This is a genomic window from Kitasatospora xanthocidica (assembly GCF_014656195.1).
GTDB classification, from domain to species: domain Bacteria; phylum Actinomycetota; class Actinomycetes; order Streptomycetales; family Streptomycetaceae; genus Kitasatospora; species Kitasatospora xanthocidica.
The window spans coordinates 96,988-116,446 of the sequence record NZ_BNBY01000021.1; the positions used below are offsets into that span (position 1 = coordinate 96,988).

Annotated in this window: 14 protein-coding genes; 3 read left to right on the forward strand and 11 right to left on the reverse strand. The window is 72.1% G+C overall.

Features of this window, described 5'->3' with window-relative positions:
- Together IE332_RS29245 and IE332_RS29250 are read right to left on the reverse strand one after the other, a co-directional pair.
- The gene (locus IE332_RS29245; protein WP_189922149.1) at positions 1-402 is read right to left on the reverse strand and encodes a WXG100 family type VII secretion target; all 402 of its coding nucleotides are present in this window, start codon (positions 400-402) and stop codon (positions 1-3) included.
- A 95-nt stretch (positions 403-497) separates the two neighbouring features.
- Positions 498-1,433 carry a helix-turn-helix domain-containing protein gene (locus IE332_RS29250; protein WP_189922151.1) on the reverse strand — a complete coding sequence of 312 codons (936 nt, stop codon included), beginning with the start codon at positions 1,431-1,433 and terminating at the stop codon, positions 498-500.
- A gap of 129 nt (positions 1,434-1,562) precedes the next feature.
- Here IE332_RS29250 and IE332_RS29255 point away from each other — a divergent pair, with 129 nt between their 5' ends.
- On the forward strand, positions 1,563-2,606 hold the full coding sequence (locus IE332_RS29255) for a saccharopine dehydrogenase family protein (protein ID WP_189922153.1): 1,044 nt from the start codon (positions 1,563-1,565) through the stop codon (positions 2,604-2,606).
- Between the two features lie 12 nt (positions 2,607-2,618).
- Here IE332_RS29255 and IE332_RS29260 read toward each other — a convergent pair whose 3' ends face one another.
- From IE332_RS29260 to IE332_RS29300, 9 genes are all read right to left on the reverse strand, one after another.
- Positions 2,619-3,860: an ROK family transcriptional regulator gene (locus IE332_RS29260; RefSeq protein ID WP_189922155.1), complete on the reverse strand. Its 1,242-nt coding sequence runs from the start codon at positions 3,858-3,860 to the stop codon at positions 2,619-2,621.
- Positions 3,861-3,894: 34 nt separating this feature from the next.
- A complete protein-coding gene (locus tag IE332_RS29265) occupies positions 3,895-5,172 on the reverse strand; it encodes a sugar ABC transporter permease (protein WP_189922157.1) in 1,278 nt (425 codons plus the stop codon).
- Positions 5,169-5,948, reverse strand: a complete 780-nt coding sequence (locus IE332_RS29270; protein ID WP_189922160.1) for an ATP-binding cassette domain-containing protein — start codon at positions 5,946-5,948, stop codon at positions 5,169-5,171. The genes IE332_RS29265 and IE332_RS29270 overlap by 4 nt, the downstream gene beginning before the upstream one ends.
- Before the next feature lie 79 nt (positions 5,949-6,027).
- Positions 6,028-7,128: a sugar ABC transporter substrate-binding protein gene (locus IE332_RS29275; RefSeq protein ID WP_189922163.1), complete on the reverse strand. Its 1,101-nt coding sequence runs from the start codon at positions 7,126-7,128 to the stop codon at positions 6,028-6,030.
- Positions 7,129-7,720: 592 nt separating this feature from the next.
- The gene (locus IE332_RS42020; RefSeq protein WP_268256638.1) at positions 7,721-9,160 is read right to left on the reverse strand and encodes an arabinofuranosidase catalytic domain-containing protein; all 1,440 of its coding nucleotides are present in this window, start codon (positions 9,158-9,160) and stop codon (positions 7,721-7,723) included.
- Positions 9,161-9,360: 200 nt separating this feature from the next.
- Positions 9,361-11,058, reverse strand: coding sequence for a glycoside hydrolase family 27 protein (locus tag IE332_RS29285; RefSeq protein ID WP_189922166.1), 1,698 nt, complete (start codon positions 11,056-11,058; stop codon positions 9,361-9,363).
- 502 nt (positions 11,059-11,560) lie between these two features.
- Entirely contained in the window at positions 11,561-12,112 is a 552-nt protein-coding gene (locus IE332_RS29290) for a flavin reductase family protein (RefSeq protein ID WP_189922168.1), read from the reverse strand.
- Complete coding sequence (locus tag IE332_RS29295) at positions 12,109-14,268, reverse strand: tetratricopeptide repeat protein (RefSeq protein WP_189922170.1); 2,160 nt, start codon at positions 14,266-14,268, stop codon at positions 12,109-12,111. The genes IE332_RS29290 and IE332_RS29295 overlap by 4 nt, the downstream gene beginning before the upstream one ends.
- 30 nt (positions 14,269-14,298) lie before the next feature.
- Positions 14,299-15,444, reverse strand: coding sequence for a hypothetical protein (locus IE332_RS29300; protein WP_189922172.1), 1,146 nt, complete (start codon positions 15,442-15,444; stop codon positions 14,299-14,301).
- A gap of 389 nt (positions 15,445-15,833) precedes the next feature.
- Here IE332_RS29300 and IE332_RS29305 point away from each other — a divergent pair, with 389 nt between their 5' ends.
- The gene (locus IE332_RS29305) at positions 15,834-16,400 is read left to right on the forward strand and encodes a flavoprotein (RefSeq protein ID WP_229929009.1); all 567 of its coding nucleotides are present in this window, start codon (positions 15,834-15,836) and stop codon (positions 16,398-16,400) included.
- A 70-nt stretch (positions 16,401-16,470) separates the two neighbouring features.
- A complete protein-coding gene (locus tag IE332_RS29310; protein ID WP_229929010.1) occupies positions 16,471-19,419 on the forward strand; it encodes an ATP-binding protein in 2,949 nt (982 codons plus the stop codon).
- The last annotated feature ends 40 nt before the right edge of the window (positions 19,420-19,459 follow it).

The window sequence follows — 19,459 nt, forward strand, 5'->3', positions numbered from 1 at the left end:
CTACTCGGCCGCCTTCGCGCTCGAAGGCTTGACGGGGCCCGGGACGACGACCGTGCCGAAGGGGTCCGGCTCGGCCGGGGCCGGGGCGGCCGGGTTCCGCATGCTCGTGTGGACGTCCTTCTCGACCTGCCGGTAGTAGGTGGCCGTCGTGCCGAGCTTGGTGCCGACGTCCCCCATGTCACCGGCGAGCTTGTCCAGCAGCGTCTTCCAGTTCGTCCCGCAGTTCTGGACGGCGGTTGCCGTGAGCCAGCCCTGCAGGGTGCCGGCCGCCTGGTTGCACGGCTCCGCGAGTTTCGACGTCTCGCCCGGTATCAGACCGCCGATGTGCTGCGCGCTCTGCCCGCAGCCGTCGAGTTCGGCCGGCTTGACCTTGAACTGCAAGCCCGCGTCAGGATCTGCCATGCATGCCCCCCATGCGTTCGGGCCGGTGACCGGCCCGCCCGTGCGTTCGAAAACCGACCACGCATGCTAACGGATTCGATCCGGAGGAAGATCGCCTAGGGGCGGAAGGTGCGCCGGTAGGTGTCCGGTGGGACGCCGACGCTGCGGTGGAAGTGGCGGCGCAGGGTGGTGGCGGTGCCCATGCCGGTGGCCGTGGCGATGGTGTCGACGGTGGCGTCGGTGGTTTCCAGCAGTTCCTGGGCGTGGCGGATGCGTTGGGTGTGGAGCCACTGCAGTGGTGTGGTGCCGGTGAGGTGCTTGAAGTGGCGGCCGAGGTGGCGTGAGCTCATGCGGGCCTGGCGGGCCAGGTCTTCGACGGTGAGCGGCTGGTCGAGTCGCTTGAGTGCCCAGGGGAAGAGTTCGCCGAGGGGGTGGTTGCCCGGGGCGGGGAGGGGGGTGGCGATGAACTGGGCCTGGCCGCCGTCCCGGTGCGGTGGGACGACCAGGCGGCGGGCGATCCTGTTGGCGTTGGCGGAGCCGTGGTCGAGGCGGACCAGGTGGAGGCAGAGGTCCATGGCGGCGGCCTTGCCGGCGGAGGTGAGGACGTCGCCGTTGTCGACGTAGAGGACGTCCGGGTCGACGGTGGCGGCGGGGTGGCGCCGGGCCAGTTCCCGGGTGTGGGCCCAGTGGGTGGTGGCGCGTCTGCCGTCGAGCAGTCCGGCCGCTCCCAGGACGAAGGCGCCGGTGCACAGTGAGACGACGCGGGCGCCGGCCTGGTGGGCGGCGCGGACCGCGTCGACCAGCTCGGCGGGCGGTTCGCGGTCGGTGTCGGCCCAGCCGGGGACTATCACGGTGTCGGCGTGGGGGAGGTGGTCGAGTCCGTGGTCGGGGTCCAGCCGGAAGCGGTCGAGGCGTACCGGGCCGGGTCCGCAGAGGGAGAAGTCGTACCAGGGGTCGACGAGGTGGGTCAGGTCGGATCCGAAGACCTCGACGGCGACGGACAGTTCGTAGTGGAGCATGCCGTCGGTGACGGCCAGTGCGACCCTGTGCATGTCCGAAAGTGTACGCGTCATGTCGTTTCCGACACTCACATGGGGTGCCGCCGGACGGACAGGATTGGGGGTGTCGGGCCGCGGCGGATCAAGACCGCGGCGGACGTTCGAGTACAGGGGAGCGGTTCCATGGGGGCAGGCCAGTCGGTGGCGGTGTTCGGCGCGTACGGTCACACCGGGCGGTTCGTGGTCGCGGAGCTGGCCGCGCGCGGATTCGTCCCGGTGCCCTCCGGGCGCAACGCGCAGGCGCTGGAGGAACTGGCGGGTGAGTACGGGCTGGAGGCCCGGGTGGCGTCGGTGGACGACCCGGCCTCGCTGGACCGCGCCCTGGCGGGCACGGTGGCGGTCATCAACTGCGCGGGCCCCTTCGCCTCGACCACCGGCCCCGTGATCGAGGCCGCGCTCCGCGCGAGGATCCCGTACCTGGACGTGGCGGCCGAGATCGAGGCCAACCTCGACACCTTCGCGCAGTACCGCGAGCCGGCCCGGGAGGCGGGAGCGGTGGTCGTCCCGGCGATGGCCTTCTTCGGCGGCCTCGGCGACCTGCTGGCCACCGCGGCGATGGGCGACTGGGCCACGGCCGACGAGGCGCACATCGCCTACGCGCTCAGCAGCTGGCACCCCACCGCCGGTACCCGGCTGTCGGGCGCGGTCTCCCGCGAGCGGCGCGGCGACCACCGGCTGCGCTACCGCGGCGGGCAGTGGGAGCGGCGCACCGATGCCGCGCCCACCCTGGAGTGGACCTTTCCGGACCCGGTGGGACGCCGCCCGGTGATCGGGGAGTTCACGATGGCGGACGTCGTGACCGTCCCCCAGCACCTGTCCGTCTCCGACGTGACCACCTACATGACCACCGAGGCGGCCCGCGACGTCGTCGCCCCCCACACCCCGGCCCCGACCGCCACCGACGCGGCCGGGCGCTCGGACCAGACCTTCCTCGTCGACGTCCTCGTCCGCTCGGGCGGGGCCGAGCGCCGCGCCACGGCCGGCGGCCAGGACATCTACGCCGTCACCGCGCCCCTGGTCGTCGAAGCCCTCGACCGCGTGCTGACCGGCCGCACCAAGGCCGTCGGCGTGGCCTCCGCCGGCGAGATCTTCGACGCCCCCGACTTCCTGCGCGCGCTCGCCCCCCACATCACCCTCGACCTGCACCCGCGGAAGGAGACCGCCTGACCGAAGCTCCTCTCAGGGCGCCGGCAAGGACGGGCTCAGCTGGCGTCCTCCCGAGACGCGGGTGAGCGTCTCCAGCGGCCGGGTGAGCACCTCGGAGAACGCCAGTTCGGCGGCGCCGATCAGGACGGTGTCACCGCCGAGTTCGCTGACCCGCAGTCGCAGGTTCTCCCGCACCGCGGCGAGGGCATTGGTGTTGATCCGGCTGCGCACCTGTGCGGCGGATCCGAGGAAGACGTCCCGGAGGGTGCCGCCGAGGATGACCAGCTCCGGATCGAAGAGGTTGGCGAGGTTCGCGATGCCGATGCCGAGCCAGTCCCCGACGCGGTGCAGAGCCGCACGCGCGGTGACGTCCCCGTGGTCGGCGGCGACGACCACCGACCGTACGGCGTCGACCCCGGTGACGCTGCCGTCCCGGCCGGCGGCTTCCAGGAGGGCGCGCTCACCCGCCTCGGCTTCCAGGCAGCCGTGGGCGCCGCAGCCGCACGGCCGTCCCTGGTACGGGTTGACGTTCATGTGGCCGATCTCGCCGGCGTATCCGCGCTCGCCGCGCAGGAGTTCACCGTCGGTGATCACGCCGGCGCCGATCCCGACCTCGCCGTGGAGGTAGACGAGGTTCTGGCTGCCGCGGCCGACGCCGCGCCGATGCTCGGCGAGCGCGCCGAGATTGGCCTCGTTCGCGACGAGGACCGGGACGTCCAGGCGGAGTCGGTCGGCGAACGCGCCGCCGAAGTCGATGCCCTTCCAGCCCATGTTGGGAGTGAGGCTGATCAGCCCGTCGGGGTGGCGGACGATGCCGCGTACCGCCACGGCGACGCCGACGCACGAACTGCCGGTCGGTGCGCGAGCCAGCATCTCGTGGGCGAATCCCGCGAGGATGTCGGCCACGTGCGCGGGGTCCTGCGGGTGCCCACCGGGCCATGGGCACTCGCGCCGGTCCAGGAACACGCCGCCGAGTCCGATGAGGGCCGCCGCCAGGCGTTCCACGCCCACGTCCGCCGCGAGGACGTGCACGCGGGTGGACTCGGGCTTCACGACCAGCGAGGGCCGCCCGGCCCGGCCGGTCTCCTGCGGCAACTCCTCACGGACCAGGCCCGCGGCCGTCAGATCGCCGACCAGGCCCAGAATGGTGCTGCGGTTGAGGCCGAGCCGGGTCGCCAGGACGGCTCGCGAGGTGGGCCCGCCGAAGTGGACCTGGCGCAGCAGGGCACTCAGGTTGTGCTGGCGGACCTCTTCCTGGGAAGGACCGGCTTTCATGGCTGGCGACCCTCATCGTCGGGGCTGGCGCCCCTCATCGTTGGGCTGAGCGGCGGCGGGACATCGCGTCCACACCGGCGGCCACCAGCAGAACCGATCCCGTGACAGCGTACTTGACGCCCGAGGAGTAGCCCATCAGGCCCATGCCGTTCTGGATCACCGCGACGACCAGGCCGCCCAGCACGGCGTCGACGACGCGGCCGCGGCCGCCGAACAGGCTCGTGCCGCCGATGACGGCGCTGCCGACGGCGAGCAGCAGGACGTTGCTCCCGCCGGTGTTGGGGTCCACGGAGTTGCCCCGGGAGGCGGCGATGATGCCGCCGACGGCCGCCAGGCAGGAGCAGATGACGAAGGCGGAGGTCCGGATGAAGGCGACGCTGATCCCGGCCCGGCGGGCGGCTTCGGCGCTGCCGCCCACGGCGTAGATGTGCAGGCCGAAGCCGGTCCGCTGCAGGGTGAACGTCCCGAGCAGCAGAAGGGCTCCGATCACGGGCACGACGATGGGCACGCCCTTGAGGGAGCTGACGATGACGTTGCGGCTGCGCTCCTGGTTGAGCAGGTAGACGGCCGCGCCCCCGAGGACGACGACGGCGCCGGTGCGGACGGCGAGGAGCGCCACCGGGGTTCCGGCGAGGCCCCGGCCGAGCCGGTCGCGGCTGCGGCGCAGTTGCAGGACGGCGTAGCCGACGGCGCAGCCGGCCAGCAGGACCCAGCCGAGGACGGGGCTGAGGTTGTCGTTCGCGATGGCCAGGATGGTCGGGTCCTTGACCGAGACGTTCGTGCCTTCCTTCAGCAGGATCAGGACGACGCCCTGGAAGCCGAGGAACGCGGCCAGCGTCACCACGAACGAGGGGATGCCGACCTTGGCGACGAGCGTGCCGATGAGCAGGCCGATGACCGCGCCGGTCAGCATGGCGGCGGCCACGGCGCCGTACCAGGGCCAGCCGTGGTTGGTCAGCAGGATGGCCAGGACCGCGGCGCACACACCGCTGGCGTATCCGGCGGACAGGTCGATCTCGCCGAGGAGCAGGACGAAGACCAGCCCCATGGCGATGGCTATGCTGCCCGCGCTCTGGGTGAGCAGGTTGGCGAAGTTCAGGTTGGACAGGAAGACCGGGCGCAGCAGGGAGAAGAACACGCACAGGACGACCAGGCCGGCGACGGCGGGAAGGGCGCCGAGTTCGCCCGCGCGCACCTGGTCGAGGTAGCGGCGGCCGATGTCCCCGAGGCCGGCGGTCGGTGGGCGGTCTTCCTCGGAGTCGGTGGGCCGGTTCGGCCGCTCGGGCTTCTGGGGGGCGAGGGCGGAGGTCATACGGCGGCTCCGTTGGGGGTGGTCCGAGGGCCCAGGTCGCCGCTGCGGCCCGAGGTGATCAGTTCGACGACCTGTGCGTGTGTCACCTCGGAGGCCTTGACCTGAGCGGCCATCCGCCCGAGGTGCAGCGCGGCTATCCGGTCGGAGACCGCGAAGACGTCGTTCATGTTGTGCGAGATGAGCACGACGGCCAGGCCGTTGTCGGCCAGCCGGCGCACGAGTTCCAGGACCTGCGCGGTCTGGGCGACGCCCAGGGCCGCGGTGGGCTCGTCGAGGACCACGAGCTTGCTGTTCCACAGCACCGCCTTGGCGATGGCGACGGTCTGGCGCTGGCCGCCGGAGAGGCTGGAGACCTTCTGGCGAAGGGACTTGACCGTGCGTACAGACAGTCCCCGGAGCGTCGCGGCGGCCATCTCCTCCATGGTCGAGTCGTCGAGCACCAGGCCGCGGCGCTTCTCCCGCCCCAGGAACATGTTCTGCACGATGTCGAGGTTGTCGCACAGCGCGAGGTCCTGGTAGACGATCTCCACTCCGAGCGCGGCGGCGTCGCGCGGGCTGTGCACGTGGACCGGCCGGCCGTCGAAGAGGTAGTCCCCCGCGTCGATGGGGTGGATGCCGCCGATGCACTTGACGAGCGTCGACTTGCCCGCGCCGTTGTCGCCGACGAGTGCGGTGACCTCCCCCGCGTGGGCGCTGAGCGCGATGTCGTGCAGGACCTGGACGGGGCCGAAGCTCTTGTCGATCCCGCGCAACTCGAGAGTCGGTGTCTCTGTCATGGGTGAGGCTCCTGGGGATTGGCGGGGTGGGCCCCGCGCCGCGGGCGGCCGGGGCCCACTGGTGAGGCCGGTATGCGCGCTACTTGATGCCGGCCTTCGTGCACAGCGCGTCGTAGTCGCCGGTGCACAGCTGCGCCTTGGTGACGTAGCCGTCGTTGATGACGTCCTGGATGTTGTTCTTGACGACGGCTTCGGGCGTCAGCAGCACCGACGGGACGTCGCGGTTGCCCGTCGGGTCGTGGACGGTGGCGCTGGTCTGGCCCTTCTTGCCGCCGGCCAGCTCGACCGCGAGGGCCGACACGGCGTCGGCCTCCTTCTTCACGGCCTTGTAGACGGTCATGCACTGATCGCCCGCCAGGATGTTCTGCAGGCCCTGCACCGAGGCGTCCTGACCGGTGATCGGCACCTGTCCGTTGCGGTGGTTCTTGCGCAGCACGGCGATGGCCGCGTTGGCGAGGGTGTCGTTGGCCGCGAGCACCCCGCCGATGTTGGGCTGGCTGGTGTTCATCTGCTCGAAGATCGTCTGGGCCTGGGCGCTGTCCCAGTCGGGCACCGCCTGGTCGGGGCCCTTGGTGTACTCCCCGGAGGCGAACAGCGGGTCCAGCACGCTGTTGTAGCCCTTGGCGAACAGGGTGGCGTTGTTGTCCGTCGGCGAGCCGTTGAGTTCGGCGACGACGGGGTTCTTGGCGCCCATGTCGGTCAGGCACTTCGTCAGGCCCTGGCCCTGGAGCTTGCCGACCTGGTCGTTGTCGAAGCTGACGTAGTACTGGGCGGAGCCGCCGAGGGTGAGCCGGTCGTAGTCGATGGTGGCCACGCCCTGGGTCTTGGCCTTGTCCAGGACGGCCTTGCCGGTTCCGCTGTCGAGGTTGACGATGACCAGAACGTTCACGCCACTGGTGATCATCTGGTCGGCGATCGTCTGGAACGCCTGCTTGTCGCCCTCGGCGTTCTGGATGTCGTAGTCCACACCGGCGGCCTTGAAGGCCGCGGCGAGGTACGTCCGGTCCGCGGTCTCCCAGCGGACGGACGACTTGCTGTCCGGCAGGATCACGCCGATCTTCGGCTTCTTGGCGCCTGACGAGCCGGAACCGGAGCCGGAGCCCGAGGAACTGCAGGCGGTGACCGTGGAGAGCAGGGCTGCTGACAGGGCAGCAGTGGCGAACAGGAGCCCCTTGCGCATGGGCAGGGTCCTTTCGGAGGCGTGTCCGACCTGTGCCGGACGTGCGTTGGCCGATGAAGGGTGGGGATGGGCACGAGCACGAAGCGGGGGCGGGGGAAGCATCCGGCCGCTGTTTGTTGCCCGCGACAACATACGGCTTGTGATGAGGTCCGCCAAGCCCTTGCGCCGACCCGCGTGCGTAACGATCGAGTCACCGGAGCCTGGCCGCGGCGCCGAGCGGGCGCGCGTTTGCCGGTCTCCAAGTCGATCTGTCCATCGGCCAGTTGCTCGTGCGGCAAGGCGCCGGGGCGACGGCGAGGCCGGGTCCACCTGCGGGGTTGCCGCGGGCCGGCGGCTCCGCGGGACCTCCGGCGGCTCCTCGGACCGGACCGCGGCACGGTGATCAACTCGGCCGCCGGGGCGGGCCCGCTCCCGGGCCGGCTCGACCGACGCGTCGGGCCCGCTCCCGGGCCGGCTCGACCGACGCGTCGCCCCTGCGGCCGGCCGCTTCCGCAGACTCAGGAAGAAGGCAGCTCTCCGGACGCGAACATCGGTCCGCCCCGACGGCAGGAGTCCCGCTCCTGCCGTCGGGGCATCACTCTCCGGGTGGAAGTCAGCCGAGCTTCCACTGCTGGTTGCTCTGCCCGTTGCAGGCCCACAGCTGGACCAGAGAGCCGTTCGCCGTCGACGCTCCACTGACGTCCAGGCAGAGTCCGGACTGGGCGCCGGTGACGGTGCCGTCGGCGTTCCGGGTCCACTGCTGGTTGGGCTGTCCGTTGCAGGGCCAGATGATCGCCTTCGTGCCGTTCGAGGTGCCCTTGTTGTCGGCGTCCAGGCACATCTGGCCGCTGCCGGAGTACACCGTCAGCCGGCCCGAGGAGGTGGCGGTCCACGTCTGGTTCGCGGCTCCGGAGCAGGAGTGGATCTGGGCCTGGGTGCCGCTGGTGGTGCTGGAGCCAGGGACGTCCAGGCACTTGGCGGCGCCGACGGCGTGCAGCGGGCCGGTGCTGGAGCCGCCGCCGGAGCCGGGGCTGTAGCCGGCTGCCGCGATGTTGGCCTGGACGGCGTCGTCGGTGGCGTCGGACGGGTAGCCGCTGACGACGGCGCCTTCGTAGAACGTGCCGAGGCTCTGGTTGGTGTTGCCGGCGCAGCAGTCGCCGCCGCTGCCCAGGATGACGGCGCCCTGCTGCTTCATCGGGCTGTAGCCGGGCGGGAGCGCGCCGTTCCAGAGCGTCGTGAGCCCGCCGGACTGGGCGTCACCGCCCTTGAGCGCGAACCGGGAGGTGCCGTTGTTCTTCAGCATCGCGGTGACGTAGCGGCTGGAGAAGGCCCGCTGGTTCTGGTTCCAGGACGAACTGCCGCCGGAGTACAGGCCGTACTCGAGGTCGGCCTGAACCCACGGACCGGTCCCCGAGCAGCCGCCGAACCAGCAACTGGTTCCGAAGTAGATGGCGTTCATGGCGCCCGCACCGTCCGCCTTGCGGTCCGTCTCGCTGTTCCCGTAGTCGAAGCAGCAGCCGCCGTTGACGTGGGTTCCGCTGGTCACCATGTACGCGCCCTGGGGGGCACTGCCGCGCGGCATCCCGGAGGAGGACCCGTCGTGCCAGTAGCTGTTCCCGGGGTTGATGTAGAGCGAGTACGCCTTGGCGCCGCCGACCGTGAGGGCCTCGCTGGTCGCGGTGGCCGGGGTGTCACTGCCTCCGGCGCCCCCGGGGCCCTGGTAGGCGAGGTCGTTGCCGTGCCCGGACTGGTCGAAGACCACTGTGACCACGCACGAGGTGCCCGCGCAGAAGGCGTCCTGGGCGGACGCGTCGGCGACGCCCCCGGCGCTGACGACGCCGATGTTCCGCGTCCTGCCGTCCGAGCTCCGCACTTGGTAGAGCGCTCCGCTGTACGTCGAGTAGAGCGCGCGGGTCGTGGAGTGCGCGGCCACGCAGGGGGTTCCGCCCGCCGCGTAGATGTCACACGGGCCGGCGGTGGCGGCCCTCGCGCTGGTAGTGAGGGGGCCCGCACCGGTGAGACCGGCGACGACCAGGAGGATCGTGGCGGCCACGCGGATCAGCGTGCCGAGCCGGTGGTGAGGCGAGGGCGTGGTCCTCGGTCGTCGTTGCGGGCCTTGACTGTCGCGCATCTGAGCTCCCTGCGGCTCGTCGGGGGATACGGGGCGTGCTGGACGGGCGGTGCGACCGCCGTGCTGCCTCAGGAGGTGGGGAACCCGGAGGCAGCACGGCGGTCGCGCCTGGCGGTGACCGCTCAGACGGCCCACTGCTGGTTGGTCTGGCCGTTGCAGGTCCACAGGTCGATCAGGGCGCCGTTGGCGGTGGACTTGGCGGTGACGTCGAGGCAGAGTCCGGACTGGGCGCTGGTGACGGTGCCGTCCGCGTTCACCTTCCACTGCTGGTTCGCCTGGTCGTTGCAGGTCCAGATCTCGACCTTGGTGCCGGGCGCGGTCTGGCCGTCGTACGCGTCCAGGCACATCCGGGTGCCGCCCGAGGTGACGGTCAGCTGGCCGGAGGCGGTGCGGGTCCAGGTCTGGTTCGGCTGGCCGTTGCAGTCCCAGATCTGCAGCTGGGTGCCCGGGGTGGTGGTCGAGTTCGGCACGTCCAGGCACTTGCCCGCCCCGACCGCGCGCACCGGGCCGGTCCGGTCCGTTCCGCCGCTGGTGCCGCCCGCGACGCGGAACATGGTGGTGCCGTGCGCCGGAACCGAGGCGCTGATGGTGCCGGTGGTGGTCGACGTCGCGCCGGACCACAGGTCGGTGAGGCTGTAGCCGGCGGCGCCGGTCTTCCCGATCGCGGCGGCGGAGGTGCTGATGGTCGCGGTCGATCCGGTCTCGTTGAACAGGGCCACCGAGACGTCACCGTTCGCCAGCGGCTTGGCCAGTACGTCGAGGCCGCCGGCGGAGGACACCAGGGTGCCCTGCTTGCCGAGCGGGTCCTGGTCCACCGCGATCACCCGGGCATTGGTGAGCGTGGCCAGGGTGGCCGGGCTGGCAGAGACGATGTTGGTACCCGCGATCAGCGGGGCCGCCATCTCCGCCCACAGGCTGAACTCCGAGCGGGCCTCGGTGTCGGTGAGCGGGCCGTTGCCGACCTCCAGCATGTCCGGGTCGTTCCAGTGACCGGGCCCGGCGTAGGCGGCCAGGTTCACGTTGCTGTGGAAGATCGACAGCATGCTGGAATAGCTGGCGTTGATGTCGCCGGTGGTGCGCCAGCTGTTGCCGACGCCCGCGCCCCAGGTCCACACACTGTCCTCGCCCCAGATGGACATGTTGAACAGGATGGGCCGGCCGGTCGCGGCCAGCGCGTCGCGCATCGTGGTGTACCGGGCCTGCGTGGGCGCCTTGTTGCCGTTGGGACAGGTGTTCAGCCAACAGCCGGGCCCCGCATAGCAGTTGTCGTACTTGAGATAGTCCACGCCCCAGGCGGCGAAGCTCTGCGCGTCCGTGGTCTCGTGGCCCAGGCTGCCCGGGAAGCCGGCGCAGGTCTGCAGTCCGGCGTCCTCGTAGATGCCCAGCTTCAACCCCAGCGAGTGGACGTAGTCGGCGGTGCCCTTGATCCCGTCCGGGAACTTGGTCGGATCGGGCACCAGGCGCCCGTCGGAACCCCGGGAGTGGGTCATCCAGCAGTCGTCGATGTTGACGTACTCGTACCCGGCGCTCTGCATGCCGTTGTTGTGCATGGCCGACGCCGTGCTCTTGATCAGTGACTCGGAGACGTTGCAGCCGTAGGCGTTCCAGTCGTTGAAGCCCATCGGCGGCGTGGCCGCCAGACCGTTGCCCACGGCTGCGGGCACCGGGGTCGCGCCCACGGCCGCGGCCGGCGGGGCCGCGCCCAGGGAGAGCAGCGGAATCGCCAAGGACAGGAGTAACGCCGAGAGGACGCAGGCGAGCGTCCTCCGCAGCCGTGGGCGCGCCGGTGGTCGGGTGGCGCGCGGGTCCGCGTGGAGCATGTGGTCGCCTCCTGATGGAGTGGTGGGGGAGGTGTCTGTTTCTCGCGGTTCGGCATTCACCCAGGATCTACGTGAGCATGACAAACGCGTTTTCGGTGAATGGCCGCACGGTTGCGGAGCGGGGACTCCGAGAAGACTCGATCGGGCGACGAGGTCGCCGCGTGAAGAAATGGAGGAATGCGCGCCGGTGTTTCCGGTGTGACTTCCCTGGCATATCGGGGCGGCGAATCCGGACCGGATCTCCGGTTGTTAGCGCTAACAATCACTCGTAAAAAAGATCACCGAGGTGAATGTCCCCGGCGTCGGCCAATGGGAGCTTCCAATACCCCGCCCGCAGTGTCAACCCTTCTTGCAACAATGCGGCGCCGCTCGGTGGGCCTGAATCGCCCCGGGCTCGGTGGAGATTTCACCGGCGTACTCGCACCGGTGCGAGTACGCCGGTGGGGCAACGCGGGAAGCCCGCCAGGCTGATCCCGCATCGGTGCCACACGGCCCTACCGGCTCACGCACGTGCCGATCCCACGGCCAGGCACTGGTAGTGGCTCTCGAAGTGCACCAGGGGGTCGGCGGCGCCGTTCCGGTCGCACCACACGGGCTGCCCCAGCACGAGCAGGTGGTCGGCGGCGGCGACGGTGCGCTCGACCCGGCACACCAGGGCCGCCATCGCCTCGTCGATCACCGGGACGTCCCGGACCAGCCGGTGGCCGATCCCGGTGAACCGCTGCTCGGCCGGTGCGGTGGCGAACCGGTCGGCCAGGTCCTGGTGACGGCGGCCGAGGAGGTTGATGCCGAAGGCACCCTGGCCGGTGATCGCGGCCAGGGTGCTGCTGCTCCGGTACAGCGACACCAGCACGAGCGGCGGGCTGAGCGAGACCGAGGTGAAGGAGCTGGCCGTGCAACCGGTCGGCCGGCCCTGGGCCGTGGCGGTGACCAGGGCGACCCCCGTGGCCCAGCGGCGCATGACGCTCCGCAGGGCCGGTCCGGTGACGGCCGGGGTCTCCGGCCGGGGCGTCGCCGGACCGGTCACGGTGCCGGGATCCGGCCCGGCCGTCACGGCACCCTCACCGGATCCGCGACCTCGTTCGGCGGGCTCGCGGCCGACTCGGCTGCCGCCAGGTCCGCCTGATGGGCCGTCGGATCACCCAGCGCGAGGTGGCATTCGGCGCGCTGTCGCAGCAGGTCGGCCCGGTCGGCGCCGGGCAGCAGCAGTGCGGCGGTGTAGTCGCGGCGGGCCGACTCCCAGTCACCGGCGCTCTGGTGGACGTAGCCACGGTTGTAGAGCAGGTCCGGATTGTCGGCCTCGATCGTCAGCGCCCGGGTGAGGTCCGCGACCGCGGTGCGGTGGTCGCCCGTTTCCAGGACCAGGGCCGCGCGGTTGGCCAGCGCGCTCACCAGGTCCGGCTCGGCGGTGAGCGCCAGGTCGAAGTCGCGCAGCGCCTCCTGGTCGGCGCCCGCGTCCAGCGCCAGCAGCCCCCGGGCGCACAACAGGCGGGCGTCGCCCGGATGGTGGCGCAGCCCCTCCTCGACCTGGGTCAGCGAGCCCGCCGCGTCGCCCTGCTCCCGCAGCAGGCTGGCGAGGTTGATCCGGGCGTCCAGCTCGTCGGGTTCCAGGTCGAGCACGTACGACAGGTCCGCGATCGCGCCCGCCAGGTCGCCCAGTTCCAGGCGCAGGTCGGCCCGGTTGTAGTGCATCTCCCAGAACGGCGCGGCGAAGGTGATCGACTCGCTGTAGTCGGCCAGCGCGCCGGGCAGGTCGCCCATCCGGCGCCGCAGGTCGGCCCGGTCGAAGTAGTAGTCCGGGTAGTTGGGATCCAGCTCGATGACGGTGTCGATGTCGGCCAGCGCCTCCTCCAGCCGGCCGAGCACCGTGTACACCCGGCCCCGGTTGTGCACCAGCACGGAGCGGTGCAAGCGGTGCTTCTCGGCGGGGAGTTCGCGGTCGATGTCGGCCAGACCGGTGCTGACCAGGCGCAGCGCCTCGGCCGGGTTGCCCAGCTGGAGCTCCACCAGGGCCAGGCCGTTGCGGTTGAAGACCGACTGGAAGACGCGCTGGTCGTGGTCCGGCAGCAGGGAGGCCATCGCGAGCACGTTGTTCAGGTGGGCCTTGGCCAGCTGGTGGTCCTTGTGCTCGGCCGGGTAGTAGCGGGTGTAGAGCATGGCGAGGGCGTAGCCGGAGAAGATGTGCAGCATCGGCTGGTCGAACATGGCGCGCAGCTCGATGTAGCGCCGTTCGGCCTCCTCCGGCCGGCCGAGGATCGACAGCGCGGTGGTGACCTTGGTGCCTAGCATCCAGTACTTCCGGGGGTCCTCGGCCGGGTCCATCAGGGCCGTGCCACGTCCGGCCACGTCGAGCAGCGCGTGGTAGAAGCCCATCGAGACCAGGTACTCGGCGGCTTCGAGGAACGCGTCGGCGGCGGCTTCCCGGTCGCTGCCGTGCTCCAGGTGATAGAGGATCGCCCCGAGGCACAGGCTCCAGTCTCCGCCGCGGCGCAGCTCGGCCGCCCGCCGGTCGTGCAGTCGGGCCCGCTCGGCGGCGTCGAGGCGGCGGTAGGCGGCTTGTTCGGCGGGGTCGTGGGAGGTGCCGTCGGACTCGACGTAGGCCAGGGCCGACTTGTGACGGTCCGTCAGGTCTTCGTGCTCGCCGGGTTGTCGGGCGAGGGTGTGGGCGAGGGTGTGGGTGGCGTGGGCGGCGAGAGCCGTGGTGAGTTCGGGGATCAGGTCGGCGCCGCCGGTGTGCACGGTGACCGTCACCAGGTCCGGCAGGGCCCGGCGCAGCAGGATGGAGAGGAACTCCTGGTCGGTGTGATCGGCCTCGTCGACCCGGTCGAAGCGCAGGGCCAGCGCGTGGCCGCGCCCGCGGGCGTGGCCGTGCAGGAACTCGATGATGCCGTGGGCGAGACGGCGGGTGCGCTTCGCCGGGTAGAGGCGGGTGCGCTCGTTGGGCACGGCCAGTGAGGTGAGGGTCTGCGGTCCGGCGCCGATCAGGTCCTTGAGTTCCGGAGCGGCGGACAGGATTTCGACGGCGTGGTGCGCCACGAGCTCCGGGCGGGCCCGGTGCGCGTCCGGCACCAGTGCGCGCAGCAGGGTGCCCAGACCGGTGTACGGTCCGCGCAGCCGCCGGTGGCAGTCGGCTCGGGCGTCGTACCGGTCGTCGTACCGGTCGTCGTGCGCGGTGCCTTCGGGCTGGACGCGCCAGGTGTGGGAGGTCACGGGTTTTCCTTTCGTGAGTGCGCGGGCGGGTCACGCGGCGGCGCGGCGTTGCCTGCGGCCGACCAGCAGGGGCAGCACGACGACCTGGACGACGATGACGAGCAGGGCGACGGCGGCGTCCCAGAGCCGGCCGTCGCCCAGCGAGCGGTGCGCGATGCCGTCGGCGAGTCGTCGGGCGAACGTCACGGCCGGCAGGACGACGGTGATCACGGCGGTGACCAGCAGGACGGCGGTGCCGATCGCGGTCAGCAGGGCGTACCAGGGGGCCAGTGCCCGCTCCCGCGCCGTCCAGCGGTCCTCCGCCCAGTCGCCCCGGCCCAGGCGGTGGCGCAGATAGGCCGAACCCACCTCGTGCAGGTCGGCGCAGCCCAGGGCCGTGGCGAGGACGTAGTAGAGGTCGGTGCGCAGGAAGATCAGGAACTGCCAGGCCAGCCGGGGCAGGATCACGTACGCCACGGCGAGGGCGAGCCGCCCGGCCCAGGACGGTCCGGTCGCGAGGTCGGCCGCCGCCGCGAGGGTGAGCGCGCCGAAGAGCACGACCTCGCCGAGCATCCCGGCCAGGAAGGGCAGGTAGCGCTGCGCGGGCCGCACACCGAACAGCGCGTTGAGCCGGGTCTCGAAGACCACGAAGTAGAGCCGCCGCCCGACGCCCAGGCCGGTGGGCAGGCCGAGCCTGCGGCCGGCCAGGACGTGCCAGCCCTCGTGCCAGAGCATGAGTGGCATCTGCAGCGCGGCGAGGGTCACCTCCACCGCGACCAGGGACGGGACGAAGAACAGGTTCCGGGTGTGCGGCTGCAGTCGGGGCTCGTGGATCATCGCCGCGATCGCCAGTGCGGTGATCAGCGCGTAGCAGCCCCAGGCGAGCGGCGAGAACATGGCACGTCCCCAGGCCTGGAGGCGTACGGGCACGGGCTCGGCGGCGGCGCCGGGCTCGTGGACGAAGCCGAGATCGCGCATGGTCTCGATGAAGTCGGCCAGGTCGACCGGCTCTCCGTAGGCCGCTTCGTACCAGGCGGCGGCCTCGGCGGGCGGCATGCCGTCGGCCAGGCGTCGCAGCAGCGCCGCGCCGTCCTCCGGGAGCAGCGCGAAGGACCCGGTGTCGGGCCGGCCCACCAGCGTGCCGTCGCGTTCGGTGACGAAGGTGAGCGGATGGAACGCGAGGTCGGCGGTCGCCATGGTCTCTCCCTCGGAGGGGTGCGGGCCGCTCGGACGGGTGCGGCCCGCTCGGGCGGGTGCGGCGGTACGAGCCCGGGCCCGCGTGCTGTGCCGCACGCGGGCCCGGGGGTGTCACCGGGTCAGCAGACCGTGAGGATGTAGGACGCCGGCGAGGTGAGCTTGATGGAACCGGTCTTGCGCACAGTGATCTTCTTCATGGTTCGACTCCCTTGATGAAGAGGCGGGTTGGCGCCGCCCGCCCTGGAGGCGGATCGGCGAGTCCGACGATGGCACGGCGCCCGGTGGGCGGACATGGGTAGTCGGTCCCCGTCTTCCTGCCGGGAGCCGGGACGGAAAACGGGGGCCCGATCCCCATACCGGGGCGGCCGGGCTCGGACACCATCCATGACATGCGAAACGACGCCCTCTCCGTGATCGCCTGCGGCTCGATCGCGGCCAAGGACCTGCCGAGCTACCTCGTCTTCCTCCGCCAGGAGATCGACCTGCCGTTACGGGTCCTGCTGACCGCGAGCGCCGCGCGCTTCGTCCAGCCCCAGGTACTGGCCTGGCACGCGGACGAGGTGTACGTCGCCGACGACCCGGCCCTCAACCCCACCGAGTTCGCGCACCGCTCGCTCGGCCTGGTGGTGCTGCCCGCCACCGCCAACACCCTGGCCGCGGCGGCACTCGGGCTGGCCGCCACGCCGGCCCAGACGGTCCTGCTGGCCCACGAGCGGCCCGCACTGTTCTTCCCGAACATGAACGGCTCGATGTGGCGCAAGCCCGCGACCCGGCGTCATGTCAGCACGCTGCGCGCCGACGGCCACACCGTGGTCGAGCCGACCGAGCGCGAGATGTTCCTGCTCTGGCAGAAGGAGAACGGCGTCGGGCCCGCCATGCCGGGGCCGGACGAGGCCGCCGAGACGGTCGTGACGTGGCTGGAGGAAGCCCTCAACGGCGACGACGAGTCGGCCTAGGGTCCCCCTTGATCGGATCGGCCTTGATCGGATCGGCAGACCGGAGGGGAGCACGATGACGGAACCGCGTGTGGACCGATCCAGTGGACTCGTCGGACGCGAGGACGAACTCGCCCTGCTGGACCGCGCCCTGCGGGACGCGCGGACGTCGCGGGGCGGCACGGTGTGCGTGATCGGAGAGCCGGGTATCGGGAAGACCAGGCTGGCCGGCGAGGCGATCACGCTGGCCCGGGAGGCCGGGATGACCGTGCTCAAGGGCCGCTGCGTCGCCACCGGCCCGGCCGTGCCGTACCGGTCGCTCACCGAGGCACTGCTGTCACTCGCCCGTGCCGGCGGCGCGCCGCCCACCGACGCGCTCGGACCGTACCTGCCCGTGCTCGGCCGCCTGGTGCCCGAGTGGGCGATCGGGGACGCCTGCGACCGGTCGCCGATCGTGCTGGCCGAGGCCGTGCTCCGGCTGGCCGCCGCCTGCGGACGGGAGCGCGGCTGCCTGCTCGTCATCGACGACCTGCACGACGCGGACCTCGAGACGCTCGCGGTCCTGGAGTACCTGGCGGCCAACCTGGCCCTGCTGCCGGTCGCTGTCGTCGCCACCCTGCGGGACACGCCGGGCACCGCCCACGCGCTCGCGGACACGCTGGCCCAGCGCGGGGAAGCCGGCCTGCTGAGACTCGGCCGGCTCGGCGCCGCGCAGGTGCACGCGCTGACCGCGAGCTGTCTCGGCTGCCCGCCGGACGAACTGCCGGTGGCGGTGTCCGACCGGGTGCTCGCCGACAGCAGCGGAATCCCGTTCACCGCCGTCGAGTTGATCCGTGGCATGCGCGTCGAGGGCCGACTCGTCCGCACCGAGGACCGCTGGCGGCTGGTCGGCACCAGCCGCGCGGCCATCCCGTTCACCCTGGTCCGGGCGGTCGAGCAGCGGGCGGAGCGGCTCGGAGCGCAGACGCTCCGGCTGCTGTCGGCCGCCGCGGTGCTGGGCCGCAGCTTTCCGCTGTCGGTGGCGGGGCGCTGTGCCGCGCCGGACGGCCACGAGGCCGCCGGCTCGCTGCGCTCCGCCGTCGTCGACGGCCTGCTGGTGCCGGACGACGAGCGTGGGCCCGACTGGTACGCCTTCGAGCATCCGCTGACCCAGGAGGCGTTGCTCGACCGGCTCACGCCGGCCGACCGGGCCGAGCTCGCCGCCCGGGCCGTGGCGGCCATGAACGAGCTCGAGCCGAGCCTGCCCGGCACGTGGTGCCTGCTGGCCGCGCGGCTGCACGCGCAGGCGGGGGACCGCCGGACCGCCGCCGTCCGCTACCTGGAGGTGGCCCGCCGTGCCCTGGCCGGCCACGGGCCCGGAACGGCGATCGCGGTGCTGCACGAAGCCCGGTCGGCCCTGGGGCCCGTCGACGGATCGGACCTCCACCTGCCGGACGACGCCGTGCCGGCCGGCGTGCGACGGGAGTTGCTGGAGACCCTGCTGCTCGCCCTCGCGGACGACGGCCGGTTCGAGCGGGCCACCGAGGTGGCGCGGCAACTGCGCCGGGCCGATGTCGAGGCCGATCCGGGACGCCGGGTCGAGCTGCACGTGCGGCTGGCCTGGGCGGCGCAGGTGGCCGGGCAGTGGGACGCGGGACTGGAACAGGTCCGCGCGGCCCGGGAACTGCTGCCCGAGGGGGCGGGGGCGCGGGACACCGCGGGCATCGACGTGGTCGAGGCCTACCTGATGGTGTCGACGGCGGAGCAGGGGCGGATCGGCCGCAGCGAGCAACTGGCCCGCCGGGCGATCGAGGGCGCGGAACAGCGCGGTGACCACGCACTGGCCTGCCAGGCGTGGTACGCGATGGGTTTCGCGACCCGTGGGCGCTCCCTGGCCGAATCCGACCGGTGCTTCCGCCGCACGCTGCGGATGGCCGCCGAGAGCCGCCAGGTGAGCTGGCACAACCACGGGCTGATCGGCCTGGGCAGCAACGCCTGGCTCGCCGAAGCCGACCTGGACGGGCTGCACCACGCGCACCAGGAGACGATGCGAACCGGTTGCGTGAGCCTGGCGCACAACGTCGGGGCGATGCTGGCGCTCGACGCGGTGCTGCGAGCCGACTTCGACCGGGCCGCGGCCCTGCTGGACGGCTCCAGGGCCGAGACCGAGCGACTGCAGTTGCACTCGGTGACCCGGTACGCCCTGATGGTGGGCGCGGTGGCGGCCGCCCACCGGGCCCGCAGGCCCCAACTGCGGGCGGCGCTCGCCCGGTTCCGGAGCAGCGGTGGGAACGAGTCGCGGGAGGCACCGCTCGTGCTCGGCCTCGCCGAGCTGTTCTGCGCGCTGTTGGAGGAGGACCACGAGCAGGCGGCGGAGCTGGCCGCGCGGCTGACCGCCGCGGTCCCGCCGGACGAGGAGAACTACTTCCACCTCGCCGGCAGCCACGGGCTGGTCCTGCTGCTGTCCGTGCTGGCCGGGCGAGCCGACTGGGCGGAGGTCGAACGGATCACCGCGAGCCAGGCGGGCCGGATGCGGTGGAACCGGCAGTTCGTCGGCTTGGCCCGGGCCGTCCTGTACGGGCGGGAAGGCCGCCGGGCCGAGGCGGTGGCGGCGTGCCGCGCCGCACAGGCCGACGCGGTGGTCTTCCCGACGGCTCGTCACCTCGGCCTGCGTCTGGTCGCCGACGCCGCGGTCACCGACGGATGGGGGGCGGTCCGTGACTGGTTGACGGAGGCCGAGACGTACTTCCACCACTCGGGTGTCGACGCCGTCGCCGCCGCGTGCCGTTCCCGGCTGCGTTCGCTGGGCGCTCCGGTCGGGCAGCGCCGCACCGGCACGGACCGGATTCCGGCCGAACTCGTCGCGCTCGGCGTCACCCCGCGCGAGTACGACGTCTTCTGCCTGCTGGTCGAACGGGTCGGCAACAAGACCGTGGCCGCCCGCCTGCAGATCTCTCCCCGGACGGTCGAGAAACACATCGCCAGTCTGATCGGCAAGACCAACTCCGCCACCCGCGCCCAGCTGTGCGATTTCGTGGCGGACTTCCTCGCCGCACGCTAGGGCCCGTCAGGGCCTGCCGAGGCCTGCCGGGAATCCGACG

Excerpts from the sequence above, each read along its gene's own strand:
- IE332_RS29245 (WP_189922149.1), bottom strand. The coding sequence starts at position 402 with ATGGCAGATCCTGACGCGGGCTTGCAGTTCAAGGTCAAGCCGGCCGAA.
- IE332_RS29250 (WP_189922151.1), bottom strand. The coding sequence starts at position 1,433 with ATGCACAGGGTCGCACTGGCCGTCACCGACGGCATGCTCCACTACGAA.
- IE332_RS29255 (WP_189922153.1), top strand. The coding sequence starts at position 1,563 with ATGGGGGCAGGCCAGTCGGTGGCGGTGTTCGGCGCGTACGGTCACACC.
- IE332_RS29260 (WP_189922155.1), bottom strand. The coding sequence starts at position 3,860 with ATGAAAGCCGGTCCTTCCCAGGAAGAGGTCCGCCAGCACAACCTGAGT.
- IE332_RS29265 (WP_189922157.1), bottom strand. The coding sequence starts at position 5,172 with ATGACCTCCGCCCTCGCCCCCCAGAAGCCCGAGCGGCCGAACCGGCCC.
- IE332_RS29270 (WP_189922160.1), bottom strand. The coding sequence starts at position 5,948 with ATGACAGAGACACCGACTCTCGAGTTGCGCGGGATCGACAAGAGCTTC.
- IE332_RS29275 (WP_189922163.1), bottom strand. The coding sequence starts at position 7,128 with ATGCGCAAGGGGCTCCTGTTCGCCACTGCTGCCCTGTCAGCAGCCCTG.
- IE332_RS29285 (WP_189922166.1), bottom strand. The coding sequence starts at position 11,058 with ATGCTCCACGCGGACCCGCGCGCCACCCGACCACCGGCGCGCCCACGG.
- IE332_RS29300 (WP_189922172.1), bottom strand. The coding sequence starts at position 15,444 with ATGGCGACCGCCGACCTCGCGTTCCATCCGCTCACCTTCGTCACCGAA.
- IE332_RS29305 (WP_229929009.1), top strand. The coding sequence starts at position 15,834 with ATGCGAAACGACGCCCTCTCCGTGATCGCCTGCGGCTCGATCGCGGCC.